At 71.3% G+C, this 18,865-nt stretch carries 20 protein-coding genes; 11 read left to right on the plus strand and 9 right to left on the minus strand.

The window, feature by feature from the left end; translation table 11 throughout:
* The first annotated feature begins 15 nt into the window (after nucleotides 1–15).
* From AB0O15_RS20830 to AB0O15_RS20845, 4 genes are all read left to right on the plus strand, one after another.
* Nucleotides 16–1,395: a glycine--tRNA ligase gene (locus AB0O15_RS20830; protein WP_364320675.1), complete on the plus strand. Its 1,380-nt coding sequence runs from the start codon at nucleotides 16–18 to the stop codon at nucleotides 1,393–1,395.
* Between the two features lie 85 nt (nucleotides 1,396–1,480).
* Nucleotides 1,481–2,158: a TetR/AcrR family transcriptional regulator gene (locus tag AB0O15_RS20835; RefSeq protein ID WP_364320678.1), complete on the plus strand. Its 678-nt coding sequence runs from the start codon at nucleotides 1,481–1,483 to the stop codon at nucleotides 2,156–2,158.
* Nucleotides 2,159–2,578: 420 nt separating this feature from the next.
* Nucleotides 2,579–3,835 (plus strand): NAD(P)/FAD-dependent oxidoreductase, encoded by a 1,257-nt coding sequence (locus AB0O15_RS20840; protein ID WP_364320681.1) that lies wholly within the window; start codon nucleotides 2,579–2,581, stop codon nucleotides 3,833–3,835.
* Nucleotides 3,832–4,386, plus strand: coding sequence for an NAD(P)H-dependent oxidoreductase (locus AB0O15_RS20845; protein WP_364320684.1), 555 nt, complete (start codon nucleotides 3,832–3,834; stop codon nucleotides 4,384–4,386). The genes AB0O15_RS20840 and AB0O15_RS20845 overlap by 4 nt, the downstream gene beginning before the upstream one ends.
* Before the next feature lie 4 nt (nucleotides 4,387–4,390).
* On the opposite strand, the gene AB0O15_RS20850 is transcribed toward AB0O15_RS20845, so the two are convergent.
* Entirely contained in the window at nucleotides 4,391–4,861 is a 471-nt protein-coding gene (locus tag AB0O15_RS20850) for an XdhC family protein (RefSeq protein WP_364320687.1), read from the minus strand.
* Nucleotides 4,862–4,914: 53 nt separating this feature from the next.
* Here AB0O15_RS20850 and dusB point away from each other — a divergent pair, with 53 nt between their 5' ends.
* Complete coding sequence (gene dusB, locus AB0O15_RS20855) at nucleotides 4,915–6,036, plus strand: tRNA dihydrouridine synthase DusB (RefSeq protein ID WP_364320690.1); 1,122 nt, start codon at nucleotides 4,915–4,917, stop codon at nucleotides 6,034–6,036.
* Between the two features lie 84 nt (nucleotides 6,037–6,120).
* Here dusB and AB0O15_RS20860 read toward each other — a convergent pair whose 3' ends face one another.
* The 7 genes from AB0O15_RS20860 to AB0O15_RS20890 all read right to left on the minus strand — a co-directional run bounded on the left by AB0O15_RS20860 (nucleotide 6,121) and on the right by AB0O15_RS20890 (nucleotide 10,483).
* On the minus strand, nucleotides 6,121–7,245 hold the full coding sequence (locus AB0O15_RS20860) for a DUF2786 domain-containing protein (RefSeq protein WP_364320693.1): 1,125 nt from the start codon (nucleotides 7,243–7,245) through the stop codon (nucleotides 6,121–6,123).
* A gap of 9 nt (nucleotides 7,246–7,254) precedes the next feature.
* Nucleotides 7,255–7,461 (minus strand): hypothetical protein, encoded by a 207-nt coding sequence (locus tag AB0O15_RS20865; protein ID WP_364320696.1) that lies wholly within the window; start codon nucleotides 7,459–7,461, stop codon nucleotides 7,255–7,257.
* Nucleotides 7,462–7,538: 77 nt separating this feature from the next.
* Nucleotides 7,539–7,910 carry a hypothetical protein gene (locus AB0O15_RS20870; RefSeq protein WP_364320699.1) on the minus strand — a complete coding sequence of 124 codons (372 nt, stop codon included), beginning with the start codon at nucleotides 7,908–7,910 and terminating at the stop codon, nucleotides 7,539–7,541.
* Nucleotides 7,911–7,946: 36 nt separating this feature from the next.
* Nucleotides 7,947–8,432, minus strand: a complete 486-nt coding sequence (locus AB0O15_RS20875) for a roadblock/LC7 domain-containing protein (protein ID WP_364320702.1) — start codon at nucleotides 8,430–8,432, stop codon at nucleotides 7,947–7,949.
* A gap of 33 nt (nucleotides 8,433–8,465) precedes the next feature.
* Nucleotides 8,466–9,491 carry a DUF4388 domain-containing protein gene (locus AB0O15_RS20880; RefSeq protein ID WP_364320704.1) on the minus strand — a complete coding sequence of 342 codons (1,026 nt, stop codon included), beginning with the start codon at nucleotides 9,489–9,491 and terminating at the stop codon, nucleotides 8,466–8,468.
* A 49-nt stretch (nucleotides 9,492–9,540) separates the two neighbouring features.
* Complete coding sequence (locus tag AB0O15_RS20885) at nucleotides 9,541–9,984, minus strand: hypothetical protein (RefSeq protein WP_364320707.1); 444 nt, start codon at nucleotides 9,982–9,984, stop codon at nucleotides 9,541–9,543.
* A 67-nt stretch (nucleotides 9,985–10,051) separates the two neighbouring features.
* Nucleotides 10,052–10,483, minus strand: a complete 432-nt coding sequence (locus tag AB0O15_RS20890; RefSeq protein ID WP_364320710.1) for a DUF4388 domain-containing protein — start codon at nucleotides 10,481–10,483, stop codon at nucleotides 10,052–10,054.
* A gap of 155 nt (nucleotides 10,484–10,638) precedes the next feature.
* Between AB0O15_RS20890 and AB0O15_RS20895 the strand changes: the two genes are divergently transcribed.
* Entirely contained in the window at nucleotides 10,639–10,998 is a 360-nt protein-coding gene (locus AB0O15_RS20895) for a VOC family protein (protein WP_364320713.1), read from the plus strand.
* On the opposite strand, the gene AB0O15_RS20900 is transcribed toward AB0O15_RS20895, so the two are convergent.
* Nucleotides 10,992–12,530, minus strand: a complete 1,539-nt coding sequence (locus tag AB0O15_RS20900) for a methyl-accepting chemotaxis protein (RefSeq protein ID WP_364320716.1) — start codon at nucleotides 12,528–12,530, stop codon at nucleotides 10,992–10,994. The genes AB0O15_RS20895 and AB0O15_RS20900 overlap by 7 nt on opposite strands.
* Nucleotides 12,531–12,586: 56 nt before the next feature.
* Between AB0O15_RS20900 and AB0O15_RS20905 the strand changes: the two genes are divergently transcribed.
* The 5 genes from AB0O15_RS20905 to AB0O15_RS20925 are packed head-to-tail and all read left to right on the plus strand — an operon-like array spanning nucleotide 12,587 to nucleotide 18,865.
* Complete coding sequence (locus AB0O15_RS20905) at nucleotides 12,587–13,798, plus strand: deoxyguanosinetriphosphate triphosphohydrolase (RefSeq protein WP_364320719.1); 1,212 nt, start codon at nucleotides 12,587–12,589, stop codon at nucleotides 13,796–13,798.
* A 19-nt stretch (nucleotides 13,799–13,817) separates the two neighbouring features.
* Nucleotides 13,818–16,610: a DNA primase gene (dnaG, locus tag AB0O15_RS20910; RefSeq protein WP_364320722.1), complete on the plus strand. Its 2,793-nt coding sequence runs from the start codon at nucleotides 13,818–13,820 to the stop codon at nucleotides 16,608–16,610.
* Complete coding sequence (locus AB0O15_RS20915) at nucleotides 16,607–17,137, plus strand: hypothetical protein (RefSeq protein WP_364320725.1); 531 nt, start codon at nucleotides 16,607–16,609, stop codon at nucleotides 17,135–17,137. Before dnaG ends, AB0O15_RS20915 begins: the two co-directional genes overlap by 4 nt.
* Before the next feature lie 43 nt (nucleotides 17,138–17,180).
* Complete coding sequence (locus AB0O15_RS20920; protein ID WP_364320728.1) at nucleotides 17,181–18,110, plus strand: ABC transporter ATP-binding protein; 930 nt, start codon at nucleotides 17,181–17,183, stop codon at nucleotides 18,108–18,110.
* A complete protein-coding gene (locus AB0O15_RS20925) occupies nucleotides 18,110–18,865 on the plus strand; it encodes an ABC transporter permease (protein ID WP_364320731.1) in 756 nt (251 codons plus the stop codon). The genes AB0O15_RS20920 and AB0O15_RS20925 overlap by 1 nt, the downstream gene beginning before the upstream one ends.

The raw sequence follows: 18,865 nt of genomic DNA on the forward strand, positions 1-18,865 counted from the left end.
CGGCGTAGGAGGAACATGCCCGCCGATCGCATCGACGCCGTCGTCAGCCTGGCCAAGCGCCGGGGCTTCGTCTTCCCCTCCAGCGAGATCTACGGAGGCACCCGTTCGGCCTGGGACTACGGTCCGCTCGGCGTCGAGCTCAAGGAGAACGTCCGCCGGCAGTGGTGGAAGGCGATGGTCCAGGAACGCGACGACATCGTCGGCCTCGACTCCGCCGTCATCCTCGCCCGCGACGTGTGGGCCGCCTCGGGTCACCTCGACGCCTTCGTCGACCCGCTGACCGAGTGCCAGTCCTGCCACAAGCGCTTCCGGGCCGACCACCTGGAAGAGGCGTACGAGGCCAAGCACGGCAGCCCGCCCTCGTCGCTGCAGGAGCTGAACTGCCCGAACTGCGGCAACAAGGGCACCTTCACCGAGCCGAAGATGTTCAACGGCCTGATGAAGACCTACCTCGGCCCCACCGAGAGCGCCGAAGGACTTCACTACCTGCGCCCGGAGACCGCCCAGGGCATCTTCGTGAACTACAACAACGTGGCCACCGCGGCGCGCAAGAAGCCGCCGTTCGGCATCGCGCAGACCGGCAAGAGCTTCCGCAACGAGATCACGCCGGGCAACTTCATCTTCCGTACGCGTGAGTTCGAGCAGATGGAGATGGAGTTCTTCGTCGAGCCGGGCACCGACGAGAAGTGGCACGAGTACTGGCTCGAGCAGCGCTGGAACTGGTACCTCGGCCTCGGCCTGTCCGAGTCGAACCTCCGCTACTTCGAGCACCCGGCCGAGAAGCTCTCGCACTACTCGAAGCGCACCGTCGACATCGAGTACCGCTTCCAGTTCGGCGGCACCGAGTTCGCCGAGCTCGAGGGCATCGCCAACCGCACCGACTTCGACCTGAGCACGCACAGCAAGCACTCCGGCGTCGACCTCTCCTACTTCGACCAGGAGAAGCAGGAACGCTGGGTGCCGTACGTGATCGAGCCGGCGGCCGGCCTGACCCGCGCGGTGCTGGCCTTCCTGCTCGAGGCGTACGACGAGGACGAGGCGCCGAACACCAAGGGCGGCGTGGACAAACGCACGGTGATGCGCTTCGACCCGCGGCTGGCCCCGGTCAAGGTGGCGGTGCTGCCGCTCTCGCGTAATCCCGACCTGTCGCCGAAGGCGCGCGAGCTGTCGTCGATGCTGCGCAAGCGGTGGGTCGTCGAGTTCGACGACTCGCAGGCCATCGGCCGCCGCTACCGCCGCCAGGACGAGATCGGCACCCCGTTCTGCGTGACCGTCGACTTCGACACCCTCCAGGACAACGCCGTGACCGTCCGCGACCGCGACACCATGAAGCAGGAGCGGATCTCCCTGGACGCGATCGAGGACTACTTGATCAAGCGCCTGCCCGGCTGCTGACGCTTCACCCCGGTCCCCGTCACTCTTGCCGGAGTGGCGGGGATCTCCTTGCGCACTGACGAACACGTTCGTTACGATCGTGTTCGTGAGCCCTAGACGAGTGCCGGTGAGCCGGCGTGACCGCCCGGCCAAGCCGCCACTCAGCCGCGACGGCCTGATCACCCTGGCGTTCAGCATCATGCGGGAGGAGGGGCTCGAGCGCGTCACCATGCGGCGGCTCGCAACCGAGCTCAACACCGGGCCGTCGTCGCTCTACGTCTATATCCGCAACACCGCCGAGCTGCATGGGGCTCTGCTGGACGAGTTGCTGGCCGAGCTGGTCCTGCCCGAGATCGACAGCCCGGTCGGCTGGCAGGAGCGGCTGGTCGACCTGCTGTGCCGGTACACCGAGCTGCTGTTCCGCTATCCGAGCCTGGCCCGGTCGATGCTGACCCTGCTGCCCTATGGGCCGCGTTACCTGCGCCTCATCGACTGCGTGCTGTGGCTCCTCCACATCGGCGGCGTGCCGGCGCGGCAGGCCGCGTGGGGCGTCGACCTGCTGGTCCAGCATGCGGCCACGATGGCCGCCGAGCAGGGCACCCGGCAGGAGTCGGCCACGGGGCAGGACGAGTTCGACACGCTCGCCTCGGTCGCCGGCGAGGCGTCGCCGGAGCAATACCCGAACCTCGTGCGGGTGCGGGACGAGCTGTTCTCCGGGACCGGCGAGGACCGGATGCGGTGGTCCTTCGAGGTATTGCTGCGAGGCATCTCCGGCCTCGGATGACGCCGGCCGCGGCGAGGGATTTGGGCGCGCGAGGGAGTTAGGCGCCCGAAAAACTTGGGCGGCCAGGGGTTGGGCGCGGCCGGGTAGTTGGGCGCGGCCGGGTAGTTGGGCGCGGCCAGGGACTTGGGCGCGGTGAAGGGTTTGCGGCGCGGCGAGCAAGTTCGGCGCGGCGAAGGAGTTATGGCAAGCCAGGAGGATCTGGGCGGTATCCGGGCACCCTCGGCGGCAGCCTGCGCCTGGGGTTGGTGCTGCGGGAGTTGTTTTGTCCATGGCGAACATGTTCGTTACGAACAAGTTCGTCGACGCGCGTTCTTACCGAACGCGTTCAAAGCGAACGCGTTCAGCGTGAGTGGGTTCCGGAAGTTTGTCTCAAGCGAACGCGTTCGTTACGAACGAGTTCGTCAACGAAAGGAGTCGGAGATGGAGAAGGTCACGATTGTCGGGGCGGGGCTCAGCGGCCTCGTGCTGGCTCGGGTGCTGCATCGGCATGGCATCGCTGCGGAGATCTTTGAGGCAGACGGCTCGGCGATGGCTCGGACCCAGGGTGGGATGCTTGATATCCACGCCGAGAATGGGCAGGTCGGGCTGCGTGCGGCCGGGCTGATGGATGAGTTCGAGGCGATTATTCACCGGGGCGGCCAGGCCGTTCGGGTGCTCGACAAGCACAACACTCTGCTCTTCGCCGAGGGCGACGACGAGACCGGCGGGCGGCCCGAGGTCGACCGGGGTGCGCTGCGGCGGATCCTGATCGAGTCGCTGCCCGAGGGCGTGATCCGGTGGGGCATGAAGGTCGCGGGGGTGCGTGCGCTCGGTGGTGGGCGGCACGAGGTCACGTTCGCGCACGGTACGACGACCACGACCGAACTGCTGGTCGGTGGGGACGGGGCCTGGTCGCGGGTGCGGCCGCTGGTGTCCGGCGTGCTCCCGGCGTACGCGGGCATCTCGTTCGTGGAGATCGACCACCGCGAAGCCGACACCCGCCATCCCGGCCCGGCCCGCGTCGTGGGTGACGGCATGCTCTTCGCCGTCGAACCCGGGCAGGGCTTCCTCGGGCACCGCGAGCCGGACGGCAGCCTGCACATCTACGCCGCGCTGAGCAAGCCCGCGGACTGGATCGACGGCCTCGACCTCACCGACCCGGACGGTGCGAAGAAGCTGCTGGTCGACGAGTTCGCCGGGTGGGCGCCGGAACTCCTCGCGCTGATCACCGAGGGCGACGGCGAGCTGATCCCGCGCACGATCCACGCGCTGCCGGCCGGGCACCGCTGGGCGCGCATACCGGGGGTCACGCTGCTCGGTGACGCGGCGCATCTGATGTCGCCGTTCGCCGGGGAGGGCGCCAACCTCGCCCTGCTGGACGGCGCACGCCTGGGCGAGGCGATCGTCGCGCACCCGGGTGACGTCGAGGCGGCGCTGGCGGCGTACGAGCAGGAGCTGTTCCCGCGCAGTGAGCAGGCGGCGCGCGAAGCCGCGCAGGGGCTGGAGGCCGTCCTCGGCCCGTCGGCGCCGCACGCCCTCGCCGCGTTCTTCGCAAACGGCCCGGACGTCCCCGACGCCTCAGGCCCCGACCCCGCCGCCGCTTCGGGCGCAGACGGCACCGCGATGGGCGCCGCCGGGACCGCGACGGGTGACGCCGGGACCGCGACGCGGATGGCTGGAACGGGGGAGGGCGCGTGACCACGATCGGGGTGATTCTCGCCAGCACCCGGCCCGGCCGGAAGGGCGAGGCGGTGGCCCGCTGGGTGCTCGACGAGGCCGGCCAGCGCGACGACGCCACGCTCGAACTGGTCGACCTGGCCGACCACCACCTGCCGGCGATCGACGAGCCGTTCCCGCCCGCCCTCGGCCGCTACACGCTCGACCACACCCGGGCCTGGGCCTCGACGGTGGCGCGGTTCGACGGCTACGTCTTCGTCACGCCCGAGTACAACCACGCGATGCCCGGGTCGCTGAAGAACGCCCTCGACCGGGTGTACGCCGAGTGGAACACCAAGGCGGCCGGCCTGATCTCGTACGGCGTGGAGGGCGGCATCCGCGCGGCCGAACAGCTGCGCCTGGTCCTGGGCGCCCTCCGCGTGGCCGACGTCGGCCCGCACGTGGCGTTCAACATCTTCACCGACTTCGACGCCGGCTCGCTCAACCCGGCCGACCGCCACCGCGACGCCCTCACCAGGGTCCTGGACGACGTGGTGGCCTGGAGTAAGGCGCTGGCGCCTCTCCGGTCGTGATGGGTCAGAACTCGAAACCGCCGGGGCGGTTGTTGCGGTCGGCGATCAGGCCGGCCAGCGTCGCCACGGCGATCTCGGGTGGGGTTTTGCTGCCGATGTTGAGGCCGACCGGGCGGTGGACCCGGGCGATCTCCTCGTCGGGCACGCCGAGTTCGCGCAGCATGGCCACGTGGGGGCCCTCGTGGTGGGGGTTGCCGAGGATGCCGATCCAGCGGGTCTTCGCGGCCAGCGCCTGCTTGAGCAGGTCGCCGATCTCGGGGCGGTGGTGGTCGGTGAGGATCACGTCGGTGTGTTCGTCGAGGCCGGCCGCGGCCAGGTCGGCGACCAGCTGGTCGCCGTGCGGGCGGGCCACCGGCGGGACCTGGCTCGGGTCGGGCTCGACCAGCACCGAGTGGAAGCCCAGCTCGACGGCCAGGCGCAGGATGAACTCGGACGTGGGGGTGTGGAAGACGGCTACCAGTTTGCGTGGGACCACGCTGACACCCTCCCACAGGCGGGACCGCCGCACCCGCGTGGCAACCTTGAGCGGTGACATTGAAGTTGGGGACCCACGCGGTGACGCCGCCGGTCGTGCTGGCGCCGATGGCCGGCATCACCAACGTCGCCTTCCGCCGGCTCTGCCGCGAGCAGGGCGGCGGGGTGTACGTGTGCGAGATGATCACCACGCGCGCGCTGGTCGAGCGGATCCCCAAGACGCTGAAGATGATCGCGTTCGCCGAGGACGAGGGTTTCCGCAGCCTCCAGCTCTACGGCGTCGACCCCGAGGTGACCGCGGCCGCCGTGCGGATGATCGCCGACGAGGGACTGGCCGACCACATCGACCTGAACTTCGGGTGCCCGGTGCCCAAGGTGACCCGGCGGGGCGGCGGCTCGGCCCTCCCGTGGCGGCGCAAGCTGTTCGGCCGCATCGTCGAGCAGGCGGTGAAGGCGGCGGCCCCGGCCGGCATCCCGCTCACGATCAAGATGCGCAAGGGCATCGACGACAACCATCTGACGTACGTGGAAGCCGGCCTGACCGCCCAGGACGCGGGGGTGGCCGCGGTCGCCCTGCATGCCCGCACCGCCGAGCAGCGTTACTCGGGGCAGGCCGACTGGGAGGCCATCGCCACCCTCAAGCAGGCGCTGGACGTGCCCGTGCTGGGCAACGGCGACATCTGGGAGGCGAGCGACGCCCTGCGGATGGTCGAGCACACCGGCTGTGACGGCGTGGTCGTCGGCCGCGGCTGCCTGGGCCGCCCCTGGCTCTTCGCCGACCTCGAGGCGGCGTTCACCGGCCAGCCGACCCAGAAGCTGCCCACGCTGGGCGAGGTCGCGTCGATCATGGCGCGGCACGCCGCCCTGCTGGTCGAGGCGCTGGAGGACGAGAAGCACGGCTGCGCCGACTTCCGCAAGCATGTCGCCTGGTACCTCAAGGGCTTCCCGGTCGGCGGTGACCTCCGCCGCGCCCTGGCCATGATCTCGTCGCTGGCCGAGCTCGACGACCTGCTCGGCCAGCTCGACCCGGCCGAGCCGTTCCCGCGCGAGTCGCTGGGCCAGCCCCGTGGCCGGATCAACGCCCCGGGCAAGGTGTCGCTGCCGTACGGCTGGCTGGACAGCCGCGACGACGACACGGTGCCCGAGGGCGCCGAGATGGAGAACAGCGGCGGCTAGTCTCCTTCAGGTTCTGGGCCAGCTCGGCCCGATAGGCGACCGCCTCGGCCAGCACCGCCGGGTCCTCGTCGGGGGAGGGCGGGGTCAGCCCAGGCTCGCCCGGTCGGCCGCCTCGCGTCCCGACTCCCAGCCCTCGCCGCTGTTCACGCGGAAACCGCGGGAACGGACCGTCCGCGGGAACGCCCGCTCCATCGTCTCGCGCACCTGGACGTCCCGGGACGCCAGCACCGGCAGCACGTTGCCGCCGGCCTCGGCCGCGGCGCTCGCGGTGACCGTTTCCAGGCGTTCACCGATGCGGACGGCGTACGCGATCAGGAACGACCGCCGGAACGCCTTGACCCGGGCCTTGCCGGCGCGTGGCTCGGCCGTGTTCATCGCGCGGTGGCTCTGCACCAGCAGCGACGTGTAGACCAGCTCGGTCGCGGTGAGGTCGGCCTCGAACCCGAACACCGTGCTGAACCCCAGCTCGGGCGACCACACCGTGTGGCACCGGTTGGCTCGGGCCACGGCGTCGAGCAGCGAGGCCTTCTCGCTCTCGTACGGGTGGTCGACGCCGATCCGGCGGGCGAACGGCACGACCTCGACGGCCGGATCGAGCGCCACGTCGAGGCTGTACCGGGCGATCAGCTCCTGGGCCTTGGCCGTGTAGGTCTCGGCCTCGGCCGGGAACGCCGTCGCCTCCGCCTTGGCGAGCAGGGACCGGACCCGGTGGAGCAGCCTCGGGTCGGAGCCGGCGGCGGGCGTCGTCGCGACCGTGCCGGGCGGCGGGATCAGCACCTCGATCGCCGGGAGCCCGCGCAGCGTACGCAGAAGGGCCAGCGCCGCGTCGATCAGCGCGACCCGGTCGACCCGCCAGCGCGTGGCCGCGGCCCGCAGGTGATCGTCCTCGCCGGACCACCACACCTCGGCGCCGAGCTCGCCGGCCTGGTCGAGCCAGCGCGGATCGACCACCCGCTCGTCGCGCAGCCGGGCCGCGATCGCGTCGACGACCAGCCGGGCCTGGCCGGGGTCGCCCTGCCGGGCCACCACCCGGTGCAGTTCGACCGGCTGCCACCCGCGGTCGGTGAGCCGGCCGACCGCTTCCCGCACCGACGCCCAGACGACGGCGTCGACCTCACCGGCCGACGCGACGGTGAGCGCGTCGAGCCCGTCCTCCCAGCCGATGGCCCCGCCGAGCACGGCCGCGACCGTCTCCCGCACCGACGTCATCCACCAAGCCTAGGTCCCGGTCTGGGCCGCGACGGCGGCCGGGGCCGGGGCCGGGCGGACGCGGGCCCACATCAGCACCAGCTGGGCGATCGCGATCAGCACGAGGGCGCCGGAGAGGACGGCGAACCAGGGGAGCACCCGCTGGTCGACGGCCGGGTCGGCGAAGACGTCGCCGTAGCTGACATGCCAGCCGAACTGGACGCCGGCCGAGATCATGATCAGCGTGCGGGCCCACCGAGAAAGGCGGGGAGGGAAAGGAGCCCTCCCCGCCTAGGTGCGGATCATTGTCCGTCTCAGACGTCGAGGTCCGCTTCGATCCGCTTGAGCTGATGCCGGGCCATGGCCAGGTTCGACCGGTCCCGCCGCAGGGCCACGTAGAGGAACAGGCCCTTGCCGGAGCGGCTGGTCAGCGGCCGGATCAGGTGGTACTGGGTGTCGAGGGTGATCAGGATGTCCTCGATCTTCTCGGTCAGGTTGAGCATCTCCATGGCGCGGAGCTTGGCCCGGACCACGTCGGTGTTGCCGGCCGCGGCGACCGTCAGGTCGAGCTCCTTGCCGCCGCCCGCGGTGCCCAGCGCCATTCCGCTGGTGTGGTCCACGAGAGCGACGCCGATCGCGCCGTCGATGTCCATGATCTCTTTGAGTGCGGTGTCCATGTCGGGCATGGGGCCTTTCCTCCGTCGGTGTGGGATAAGGGGCGGTCAGCCGGCGGCTTGCCGGTGCCGGATGTCGGTGGGCAGGGTGGCCATCGGGGAACGCCGCGCGAGCGGCGCCGATGGCCCGGGCTGATGAGGGATGTCCGGCCGGGCCGGGGTGACGAAGTCGAGGGTGAGCAGCGCGACCAGGCGCCGGACGCTGCGCCGGGCCTCGAGGTGCACCATCGCCAGGTTCGCGTTGCCGGTGGTCACGACGGTGAGCAGGGCGTCCGGCCCGGCGGCGTACGACGAGATGTAACCGCCGTCGCACTGCACCACCGATTCCCGCAGCTCGCCGTGGTCGACGGCGTGCGCGAACCGGCGGGCCAGCGCGAGATGCGCCGCCGCCAGCGCCGCGAGGCTGTCCGGTTCGATGCCGTGCGCATCGTGCGCGACCACCATTCCGTCCGTGGTCGAGAGCACGCTCCCGGACAGTTCCGGCAACCTGTTCCGGAGGTTGCCGAGTTCCTCGAGCACCGCCGGATCAACCATGCTCGGCCTCCTTCTCTCTCGGGGGTGCGCGCGTCACCGCAGGGCTCGCAATGCGGTGCGGATGCGTTTCAGCAGGACCTCGTCGGCCCCGGGGGGCTCCGGCGGTGGTTCGCCGGCCAGGTCCTTGGGGAGCTTCGCGCCGGGTTTGCGGCGGGCCAGCCGCGGCGGGCGGTAGATCGTGCCGTTGGTCACCGGTTCGCCGGTGTGCGGGGGTTCCTCGGTCACCGTGGCCGTGCGGTGGTGGGTCACCGGCACCAGCGGGCCCTCGTCCAGCGTCACCGTCGGACGGGTGGCCGACGCCGCGGGGGCGGTGCCACGTGCGCGCGGAAGGCGTACCAGATCGGGGTCGTCGCCCTGACCCCGACGTTCCGTGGGCCGCTCGATCAGGCCGAGCGCCGCCAGCCTCCGCAGTTCCTGGATCGTGGCGAAGCCGGCCCGGCCGAGCAGCTGCGCCAGATCCGCGGGCGTGCGCTGGCCGTCCGCGTGCACCAGCAACTCCCACTGCAGCGCGGTCAGCGTGACGCGTTCCAGCGGCGCCCGTGGAACCGGGCTGACCGGCGCCGAGTCGACCTGCGCGTGCGGGAAGATCTCGTCGAGCAGCCGGGCCCGCCGCCGCGACTCCCGGTTCACCGCCGCCGCGTCGACCCGCACCACCGCGCCCAGCCAGTGCCCGGCGCCGGCCCGGAAGTCGACCGGCGCGCTGGCCGGGGACAGCGCGAAGTAGGCCGCGTCGTAGATCGCGCCGAGCACGCACAGCTCCAGCTCGCCCTGGGTCAGGTGGCCCTGGTCGAGCAGCAGCCGGCCGACCTTGGCGCTCGTCGCGCCCGCGTCCAGCGCCGCCTGCCAGGTCCGCCCGGCCAGCCGCCCGGACGCGGTCAGCAGCTCGCCGACCCCGGGCGCGCCCGGCGACTCCGCGTAGATCACCGCGCCGTCCTGCAGGTAGACGGCACCCCCCGGAGGGCCGCCGGGGTGGCCACCCACCACCAGCGCTCCGGTCTGCCGCTCACCCGCCACCTGTGTCAGCAGGCGCCCGGGAGCCGCGGTCCTGGTGGGGCTCACGTCCATCCTTCCGGCCGAGAGGTACGGGTGGCTCTACGTCGGACAGGTCCTAGGTGGCGACGAGCTCCGCCGCCAGCGTCTGCATGCGCCGCCGGGCCACCGCGAGGTTGCCGTGCACCCGGTCCAGCCACACCCAGAGCACCAGCCGGCTGTCGAAGTCGGTCCGCACCAGCCGCAGCAGGTGGTAGCCGCCCGCGGTGGTGATGATCAGGTCTTCCAGCAGGTCGTGCGGTATCGCCGAGACGAACAGCGAACGGCTCGTCGCGGCCTGGACCACGTCGGCGGTTCCGGCCGCCGCGGCCTCATGATCGGAGTTCGGCGCGGCCCCGGTCGTGGCGACCGGGAACCCGGTGGTGTAGTCGACGATCCCGGCCCCGACCGCGCCCGGGATCGTCATGGCCTCCTGCAGGCAGTGCTCCACGCCGGGCACGTCTCTCCTCAGCGTTGTGTCCGTCCCGCCGGCGACGTCGCTGCGACCTTGCTTCGTCGTCACCGTGGGCCATCCTGCGGGCACGGTGAGCCGAGAAGTCGCACCCCATGTGCGTCCTCTTCGGCCGGTTTCACGAAGCCAGCTCGGCGCCGCCGCGGATCCGTTGCGGGACAACGTGATCGCCCAGCCAGTGGCGCTCCCCGGCGATGAACCGGACCGTCGCCCGCTCGCTCTGCAGCACCATCCGGGTCGCCTCGCGGGCGGCCGACGACGCCCGGCGGGCCAGCTCGTTCTGGCCCAGATGGCCGCCGCGCACCAGCGCCCGGCCGACCCGGCACCGCGGGTGGCCCTCGGCGTACGCGGCCGACCAGGCCGCGGCGCTCAGCCGCCCGGACGACACCAGCCGCTCGCCGAACCCCGGGCAGGCGGGTGACTCGGCGTGGGCGATATGTCCGGCCACCAGATAGAGCACCCCGCCGGGCGAGCCGCCGACCTGCAGGGCGCCGGTCCGGCCGGCCTCGGCGAGCTGGCGAAGGACGCGCCGCAACGAGACGGGATCCACGTCGACTCCTCGGATGAGTGGGCATCGGGTGATCGCATGGTGTGCGGCCATCGAGCCCCGTCGCCGCACCGCCGGTGCGTTGTTCCGCCGGTAACCCTCCCGGCGGTGGCGCGTAACATGATCGCCACTTTCGATGGGGCGTTGCAGGGGGATCGATGGGCGTGCGCTGGGAGCAGATCGTGGTCGACTCGGAGGATCCGGCTCGGCTGGCCCGATGGTGGGCCGAGGCCCTGGGCTACCGGATCGTGCACGAGGCGCCGGAGGAGGTGGAGATCCGGCGTAGCCCCGAGGAGATGCCCGGCCTGCTGTTCACCCCGGTGCCGGATGCCAAGACGGTGAAGAACCGGCTGCACATCGACCTGCGCCCGGAAGATCAGGAGTCCGAGGTCGAGCGGCTGGTCGACATGGGCGCCCGGCCGGTCGACATCGGCCAGAACGACGCCGGCTGGGTGGTGCTGGCCGACCCCGAGGGCAACGAGTTCTGCGTGCTGTCCAGCCGGACGAAGGATCAGTAGCGGAACTGGCCGATCAGGCCCTCCAGCTCACCGGCCGCCGAGCTGACCCGCTCGGCCGACCGGCGGGTGGTGTTCGCGTCCTCCGCGGTCGACTCCGACGAGCGGGTGATGTGCGCGACCGTGCCGCTGATCTCGCCGGCCGCGGCCGACACGTGACCCACGTTGCCGGCCATCAGCTCGGTGGTCGCCGACTGCTCCTCGACCGCGGCCGCGATGGTCCGCTGCCCGTCGTCGATCTGCCCGATCACCTCGGTGATGGTGGCGATCGCGGTGGCCGTACGCGTCGTCATCTCCTGAATCGCGCCGATCTTGGCGGTGATGTCGCTGGTCGCGTGGGCCGTCTCCTGGGCCAGCTCCTTCACCTCGGTCGCGACCACGGCGAAACCCTTGCCCGCCGCGCCGGCCCGCGCCGCCTCGATCGTCGCGTTCAGCGCCAGCAGGTTGGTCTGTTCGGCGATCTGGGTGATCAGCTTGACGATGTCGCCCACCTCGCCGCTGGCCGCGCTCAGCGCCGATACCGCGGCCGCCGTCTCGGTCGCGCTCTGCGTGGCCCGGGACGTGGTCAACGCCGCGTCCGAGGTCTGCCGGGCGATCTCCCGGATCGACCCGGCCAGCTCACCGGTGGCGGTGGTCATGTCGGTCACCGAGGCCGACACCTGCCGGGCCGCCGCGTCCGCGTTGCGCGCCTGGGCCGATGTCTGCTCGGCCGAGCCGTCCAGGTTCCCGGCCAGCCCGCGCAGGTCGCCGCTCGCCGTGGTCAGCTCGGCCACGCTGGTCGCGGTGGCCGCGATCGTCGTACGCACGGCCGTCACCGCCTCGTTCAAGGCGTCGGCCATCTCCCCGAACTCGTCACGTTGCGTCACCTCGGCCCGGACCGTGAGGTCACGCTGAGCCATCGCGCGTAACGCCGCCAGCATCCGGCGCATCGGCCGGCGGATCGCCCGGATGGTCATCAGCGCCGCCAGCGCGGTCAGCAGCAGGCCCACCGCCGTGCCCAGGACCACGATCCTGGACGCCCGGGACGCCGACCGCTGCCCGTCCACGCCGGCCTCGCCGACCGCGGCCAGCATCGCGTCGTCGATGGCGCCCAGGTCGTTCTCCAGCGCCGCGAACTGGTCGAGGAAGTCGGGCAGCCGGCCCTTCTCGCCGGCCACGATCGCCCGCGCGGTGTCGCCGTACGTGACCACCGCCGGACGGACCCGTGCGTACTCCGCGGTCAGCGAGGCCGGCGCCATCGTCGCGGCCGCGTCGAAGTTGGTCAGCATGGTGGTGGCGTGCTCGTCCACCTCGTCGACGGCGAACCGCTCCCGATCCGCCGGCGTGGTCGCGTACATCGCCGACATCACGTCGGCCCGCAGGCCGTCGTGCATCATGTCGGCGTTCCACTGCCGGCTCATGCCGTCGCTCACCCGGGTGATCTCCCGGGCGACGTCGGCCTGCCCGGTCGACCCCCAGGTGGCCGCGCCGGCCACCAGGAACGAGGCGGCCACCCCGGCGATCGTCATGAGCAGCAGACGCGCGACGATGGTCAACTTGACTCCCACAACTACCTGGTCGGCCTGTCACGCCCAACACTTAGGCTGATCACATGGATGCCGAGCGCTGGGCGCCCGAACCGGTCAAGGACAGCGGTTATGGGCGCACCCAGTTCGAGCGTGACCGCGCCCGCGTGCTTCATTCCGCCGGGTTCCGCCGGCTCGCCACCAAGACCCAGGTGCACACGGCCGGGTCGGACGACTTCCTGCGTACCCGCCTGACCCATTCCCTCGAGGTCGCCCAGATCTCCCGCGAGATGGGCGCCCGGCTGGGCTGCGACCCCGACGTGGTGGACACCGCGGGCCTCGCCCACGACCTGGGCCACCCGCCCTTCGGCCACAACGGCGAGGGCGCGCTCGACGAGGTGGCGCAGCCCTGCGGCGGTTTCGAGGGCAACGCTCAGACGCTTCGGGTGCTGACCCGGCTCGAGGCCAAGGTCCCCGGCGCCGGCCTCAACCTGACCCGGGCCTCCCTCGACGCCACCAGCAAATACCCCTGGCTGCGCCAACCCGGAAACCGCAAGTTCGGGGTGTACGCCGACGACGTGCCGGTCTTCGAGTGGATCCGGGCCGGCGGGCCGGGCGGCGAGCGCCGCTGCCTCGAGGCCCAGGTGATGGACTGGGCCGACGACGTCGCCTACTCCGTGCACGACGTCGAAGACGGTGTGCACGGCGGCTACATCACGCTCCGCCACCTGCTCGACGACGCCGACGAGCGGGCCGCCCTGGTCGCCGACGTCGCCGCGGTCTACTCCTCGTCACCACCCGACGAGCTGGCCGCCTCGCTCGACGGCCTGCTCGCCGACGAGGTGGTGGCGGCCGCCGCCGACCACGACGGCACGTTCGCCAGCCAGATCGCCCTCAAGCGGATGACCAGCGTGCTGACCGGCCGGTTCGTCTCCTCGGCGGTCGGCGCCACGATCAGCCGGCACGGTTCGGAACGGGTGCGGCGGTACGAGGCCGACCTGGTCGTTCCGCGTACGGTGCGTAATCACTGCGCGCTGCTCAAGGGCATGGCGTTGCGCTATGTGATGCGCCCGCGCGCCGCCGAAGACTGGTACGAGCGCCAGCGCACCATCCTCAAGGATCTCGTGGCCGCGTTGTGCGAGCGGGCGCCCGACGGCCTCGACCCGGTCTTCGCCCCGCTCTGGAAGCAGGCCGCCGACGATCCGGCCCGCCTGCGCGTGGTCGTCGACCAGGTGGCGTCGCTCACCGACCACGCGGCCGTGGCCTGGCACCGGACCCTCGTGGCGGACGCCGACTAGCGCGAGGCAGGATGTACCGGTGGCCAGGGTCAAGGACGAAGACATCGCGCTGGTCCGCGACCGCACGTCCATCGCCGACATCATCAACGAGACGGTGACGCTCAAGTCCGCGGGCGGCGGCAACCTGAAGGGCCTGTGTCCCTTCCACGACGAGAAGACCCCGTCGTTCACCGTCAGCCCGGCCCGGAACGTGTACTTCTGCCTGGCGGGTGAGACGCGGGTGATCACCGACCAGGGCATCCGGGAGATCCGCGACCTGGCCGGCGGGCGGCACCGCGTGATCACCACGCACGGCCGGTTCGTGGAGGCGCCGTTCCAATCGTTCGGCGAGCAGCCTCTCCTCCACCTCCGGCTGTCCCGGAACGGGCAGAAGAAGACGATTCGCGCGACGGCGGAACATCGCTGGTTCATCCGGGTCCGCACCGACAAGGGCGAGAAGCGGGTCGAGCGGGTCACCTCCGAGCTCCGGGTGGGTGACCGGCTCTCGCATGTGTTCCCGCGGGCGCTCGTCACCCGTGATGGCGGCCCTCGGCTCGCGCTCTCGCCGTTCGGCGTCGCCCGCGGCATCGTCTTCGGTGATGGAACGGTGCTCGACAAGGGCAGCGTCGCCTTTCTTTACGGCGGCAAGGACCGTGAGTTGCTGAAGTGGTTCCCCCTCAGCGACACGTACGAGTCCTCCGGGCGGCTGACCGTCACCGGCATGCCGGCGTACTTCAAGACCGAGCTGCCGCCACTCACCGAGTCGCTCGCCTACCTGTATGGGTGGCTGGCCGGCTACTTCGCGGCGGATGGCGATGTTGCCGCGGACGGGTGTATCTCGCTCAACTCGGCGAACCGTGAACACCTGGAATACGTCCGCGACCTCTGCACCCGCATCGGAGTGGGCACCTACGGCATCGAAGAGCGGGCGTCGGCCACGGGTGACGGCTTGGGCTACCGCTTGTCCCTCATGGGGGACGACCTCGCCGAGGAGTTCTTTCTCATCGACTCCCACCGCGACCGGTTCGTGAGCAGCCGGCAGCGCGTGGAGCGGCGCGGCTGGGTCGTCGAGGCGATCGAGGACCACGGCGAGGTCGAAGAGGTCTTCTGCGCGATCGTGGACGGCACTCACGCCTTCGTCCTCGAGGACAACATCCTCACCGGCAACTGCCACGGCTGTGGGATGGGCGGGGACGCCATCAAGTTTCTGATGGACGCGGAGCATCTGTCGTTCATCGAGTCGGTCGAGCGGCTGGCCTCCCGGGCCGGCCTCCAGCTGCGGTACGACGAGTCGCCGGGGGACCGGAACGGGGCGCCGCGGCCGCAGCCGGGGCAGCGGCAACGCCTGATCGCCGCCCACCACGCGGCCACCCAGTTCTACCGCGAGCAGCTGACCACGCCGGGCGCGCGGATCGCGCGGGAGTTCCTGGCCCAGCGCGGCTTCGGGCGCGAGGCGGCCGAGCGTTACGGCTGCGGCTTCGCCCCGGACGGCTGGGACCTGCTCACCAAGCATCTGCGCCTGAAGGGCTTCACCGATGCCGAGCTGACCGCGGGCGGGCTGTCGAAACCGGCCAAGTCGGGCTCGTTGATCGACCGGTTCCGGCGCCGGCTGATCTGGCCGATCCGCGACCTGACCGGTGACGTGATCGGCTTCGGCGCGCGGCGGCTGTTCGACGATGACGACGGCCCGAAATATCTGAACACGCCGGAGTCGCCGCTCTACAAGAAGTCGCACGTGCTCTACGGCATCGACTTCGCCAAGCGGGAGATCGCCAAGCAGAGCCAGGCGGTGATCGTCGAGGGCTACACCGACGTGATGGCCTGTCATGAGGCCGGCGTGCACACCGCGGTGGCCACCTGCGGCACGGCGTTCGGCACCGATCACATCGGGGTGCTGCGCCGGCTGCTGATGGACTCGGACAGCGTCTCCGGCGAGATCATCTACACCTTCGACGGGGACGCGGCGGGGCAGAAGGCGGCGCTGCGGGCGTTCGAGGAAGATCAGCGTTTTGTCGGGCGTACCTTCATCGCGGTCTCCCCGGACAACATGGACCCCTGCGACCTGCGCCTGGCCAAGGGTGATCTGGCCGTGCGTGACCTGGTCGCGCGCCGGGAGCCGCTGGTCGACTTCGCGTTGCGGCAGACGCTGTCCCGCTTCGACCTGGACACGGTCGAGGGGCGGGTCGAGGCGATGCGTCGGGCGGCGCCGCTGGTGGCCAAGATCAAAGACCGCGAGAAGCGTCCTGAGTACGCCCGGAAGCTGGCCGGCGACCTCGGCATGGACCTCGACCCGGTGCTGCGGGCGGTGAACAACGCGTACACGCCGGAACAGTCGGCGCCGGCCCAGCGTCAGGCGCCGGACAGCCCGCAGCGGCTGGTCGAGCGTGAGGCGCTGAAGCTGGCCCTGCAATACCCGGTGCTGGCCGGCCCGATGTTCGACGCGCTGGGCACCGAGTCGTACGCCGATCCGGTCCTGCAGGGGATCCGGCAGGCGATCGCCGAGGCGGGTGGCACGACCACCGCGGCCGGCGGAGCGGGCTGGATCGAGTCGGTGCGTGACCTGTGCGCCGACCTGAGCGGCAAGGCGCTGATCGGCCAGCTGTCGGTCGATCCGCCGCGGGTGGACGGCGAGGTCGACCCGCGCTACGTCTCGACCGTGCTGGCCACGCTGCAGGTCGGTGCGGTGGCCACCCGGATCCGTGACCTGAAGTCGAAGGTGCAGCGGATCAACCCGGTGGCACACAAGGATGAGTACCTGGCGATGGCCGGTGAGCTGTTCTCCCTGGAACAGCACGCGCGGGCGTTGCGGGAGCAGGCGGCGGGGGGATTGTGAAGCTTTTCGGACGACGCCCGAAGTTGCCGGCCGGGCTGCGCCCCGAGCTGGACCGGGACGAGCGGGTGCTGGCCTGGGCGGCGGTGGGAACCGGGGACGCCGAGGCGGCGCTGGTCGCGACCAACCGGGGCCTGTGGGTGCCCGAGCGCGGCCGGCTGGGCTGGCACGAGATCCACAAGGTCGCGTGGTCGGGCCGTGAGCTGCGGGTGATCCCGGCCGAGGTGGCCGAGGTGCGCGAACACTACGCGGTGCTGGTGGACGAGCCGCCGGTGCTGTTCCTGCTGCTCGAGCCGGGGGAGCTGCCCGATCAGGTCCGCACCCGGGTGACCCGGTCGGTGGCGTACACGTCGCATCATCCGATGCCGCAGGGCGGGGTGCGGGTGGTCGGCCGGCGGGTGAGCGGGGTCGACGGCCTGAGCTGGGCGGTCCGGTACGACTCGGGCACGCCGGTGGACGCCGAGCCGGTGATCAGCCTCACCGAGGAGCTGGTGCTCGCGGCCCAGAACGCGAGCGCGCCGCCGCTGTAAGTCGGTCGCGGTTTGTCGTACCCGGTGTCTAGGGTTTGGCGACGTGACCGATGAATCGCTGATCCACGCCCGGGGGCTGGTCAAACGCTTCGGCGACTTCACCGCGGTGGCCGGCATCGACGTCGACGTGCGCCGGGGTGAGGCGTTCGGCTTCCTGGGGCCGAACGGCGCCGGCAAGAGTTCGACGATGCGGATGGTGGGTTGTGTGTCCCCGCCGACCGAGGGTGAGTTACGCATCCTCGGGCGTGACCCCCGCACCGACGGCCCGGCGATCCGTGCGCGGCTGGGCGTGTGCCCCCAGCTCGACAACCTCGACACCGAGTTGTCGGTGCGCGAGAACCTGACGACCTATGCGCGGTTCTTCGGCATCCCGCGCCGGGTGGCTCGCCGACGGGCCGACGAGCTGCTCGATTTTGTGCAGCTCACCGAGCGGGCCGACAGCAAGGTCGAGCCGCTGTCGGGTGGCATGAAACGGCGGCTGACGATCGCCCGGGCGCTGGTCAACGAGCCCGAGATCGTGCTGCTCGACGAGCCGACCACGGGCCTCGACCCGCAGGCGCGCCACCTGGTGTGGGAACGGCTGTTCCGGCTCAAGAAACAGGGCGTGACGCTGGTCCTGACCACGCATTACATGGACGAGGCCGAGCAGTTGTGCGACCGGCTGGTGGTGATGGACGGCGGGCAGATCGTCGCCGAGGGGTCGCCGCGGGCGCTGATCGAGCGCTATTCGACCCGCGAGGTGGTCGAGCTGCGGTTCGCGACCGAGTCGCAGGAGGCGTACGCGGAGAAGCTGGCCGGTCTGGGCGAGCGCGTCGAGGTGCTGCCCGACCGCATCCTGCTCTACGTGCCCGACGGCGACGCCGCGGTGGCCGAGGTGCAGGCCCGTTCGCTGAGCCCGGCCAGCGTGCTGGTCCGCCGCAGCAGCCTGGAAGACGTCTTCCTCCACCTCACCGGCCGGACGCTGGTCGACTGATGGTCGCCGCCGCCTATGTTCTCGAATACCACCTGGTCAGCTACAAACGCACCTGGCGGGGCAGCGCGCTGTCGTCGTTCCTGCTGCCGCTGCTCACCGTGCTCGGCTTCGGGGTCGGGGTGGGCGCCTATGTCGCGGGTGTCGACGGCGTGCCCTATCTCGACTGGCTGGTGCCGGGCCTGATCGCGTCGACCGCCATGCAGGTCGGCATCGGCGAGGCGACCTGGCCGGTGCTGGGCGGGTTCGAGTGGCGCCGCACCTACTTCGGTCACGCCGCGGCGCCGTTGCGGGTCGCCGACATCGTCGGCGGCCATCTCGCCTTCGTGGTCTTCCGGGTGGTCACCACCTGCGCGGCGTTCCTGCTGGTGGCGGCCCTGTTCGGCACGCTGCGTTCGTGGTGGGCGCTGGCCGTGCCGGTGATCGGGGCGCTGGTCGGGCTGGCCGTGGCCACGCCGACCTTCGCCTATTCGGCCACCGTCCAGACCGAGAGCTACCTGTCGATCCTGATGCGGGCCGGGATGATCCCGATGTCGCTGTTCTCCGGGGTGTTCTTCCCGATCGACCAGATGCCCGACCCGCTGGTCTGGCTGGCCTGGGTGCTGCCGTTGTGGCACGGCGTCGAGCTGGCCCGGTCGGCCACGCTGGGCAGCACGACCGCGTGGCCGGCGGCCGCCCATCTGCTGGTGCTGTTCGCCTGGATCGCGGTGGGCTGGTCGCTGGCCCTGCACCGGTTCCGTCGCCGGCTCGTCGTCTGA

Source organism: Actinoplanes sp. NPDC089786 (assembly GCF_040684855.1).
In the GTDB taxonomy this organism is placed as follows: Bacteria; Actinomycetota; Actinomycetes; order Mycobacteriales; family Micromonosporaceae; genus Actinoplanes.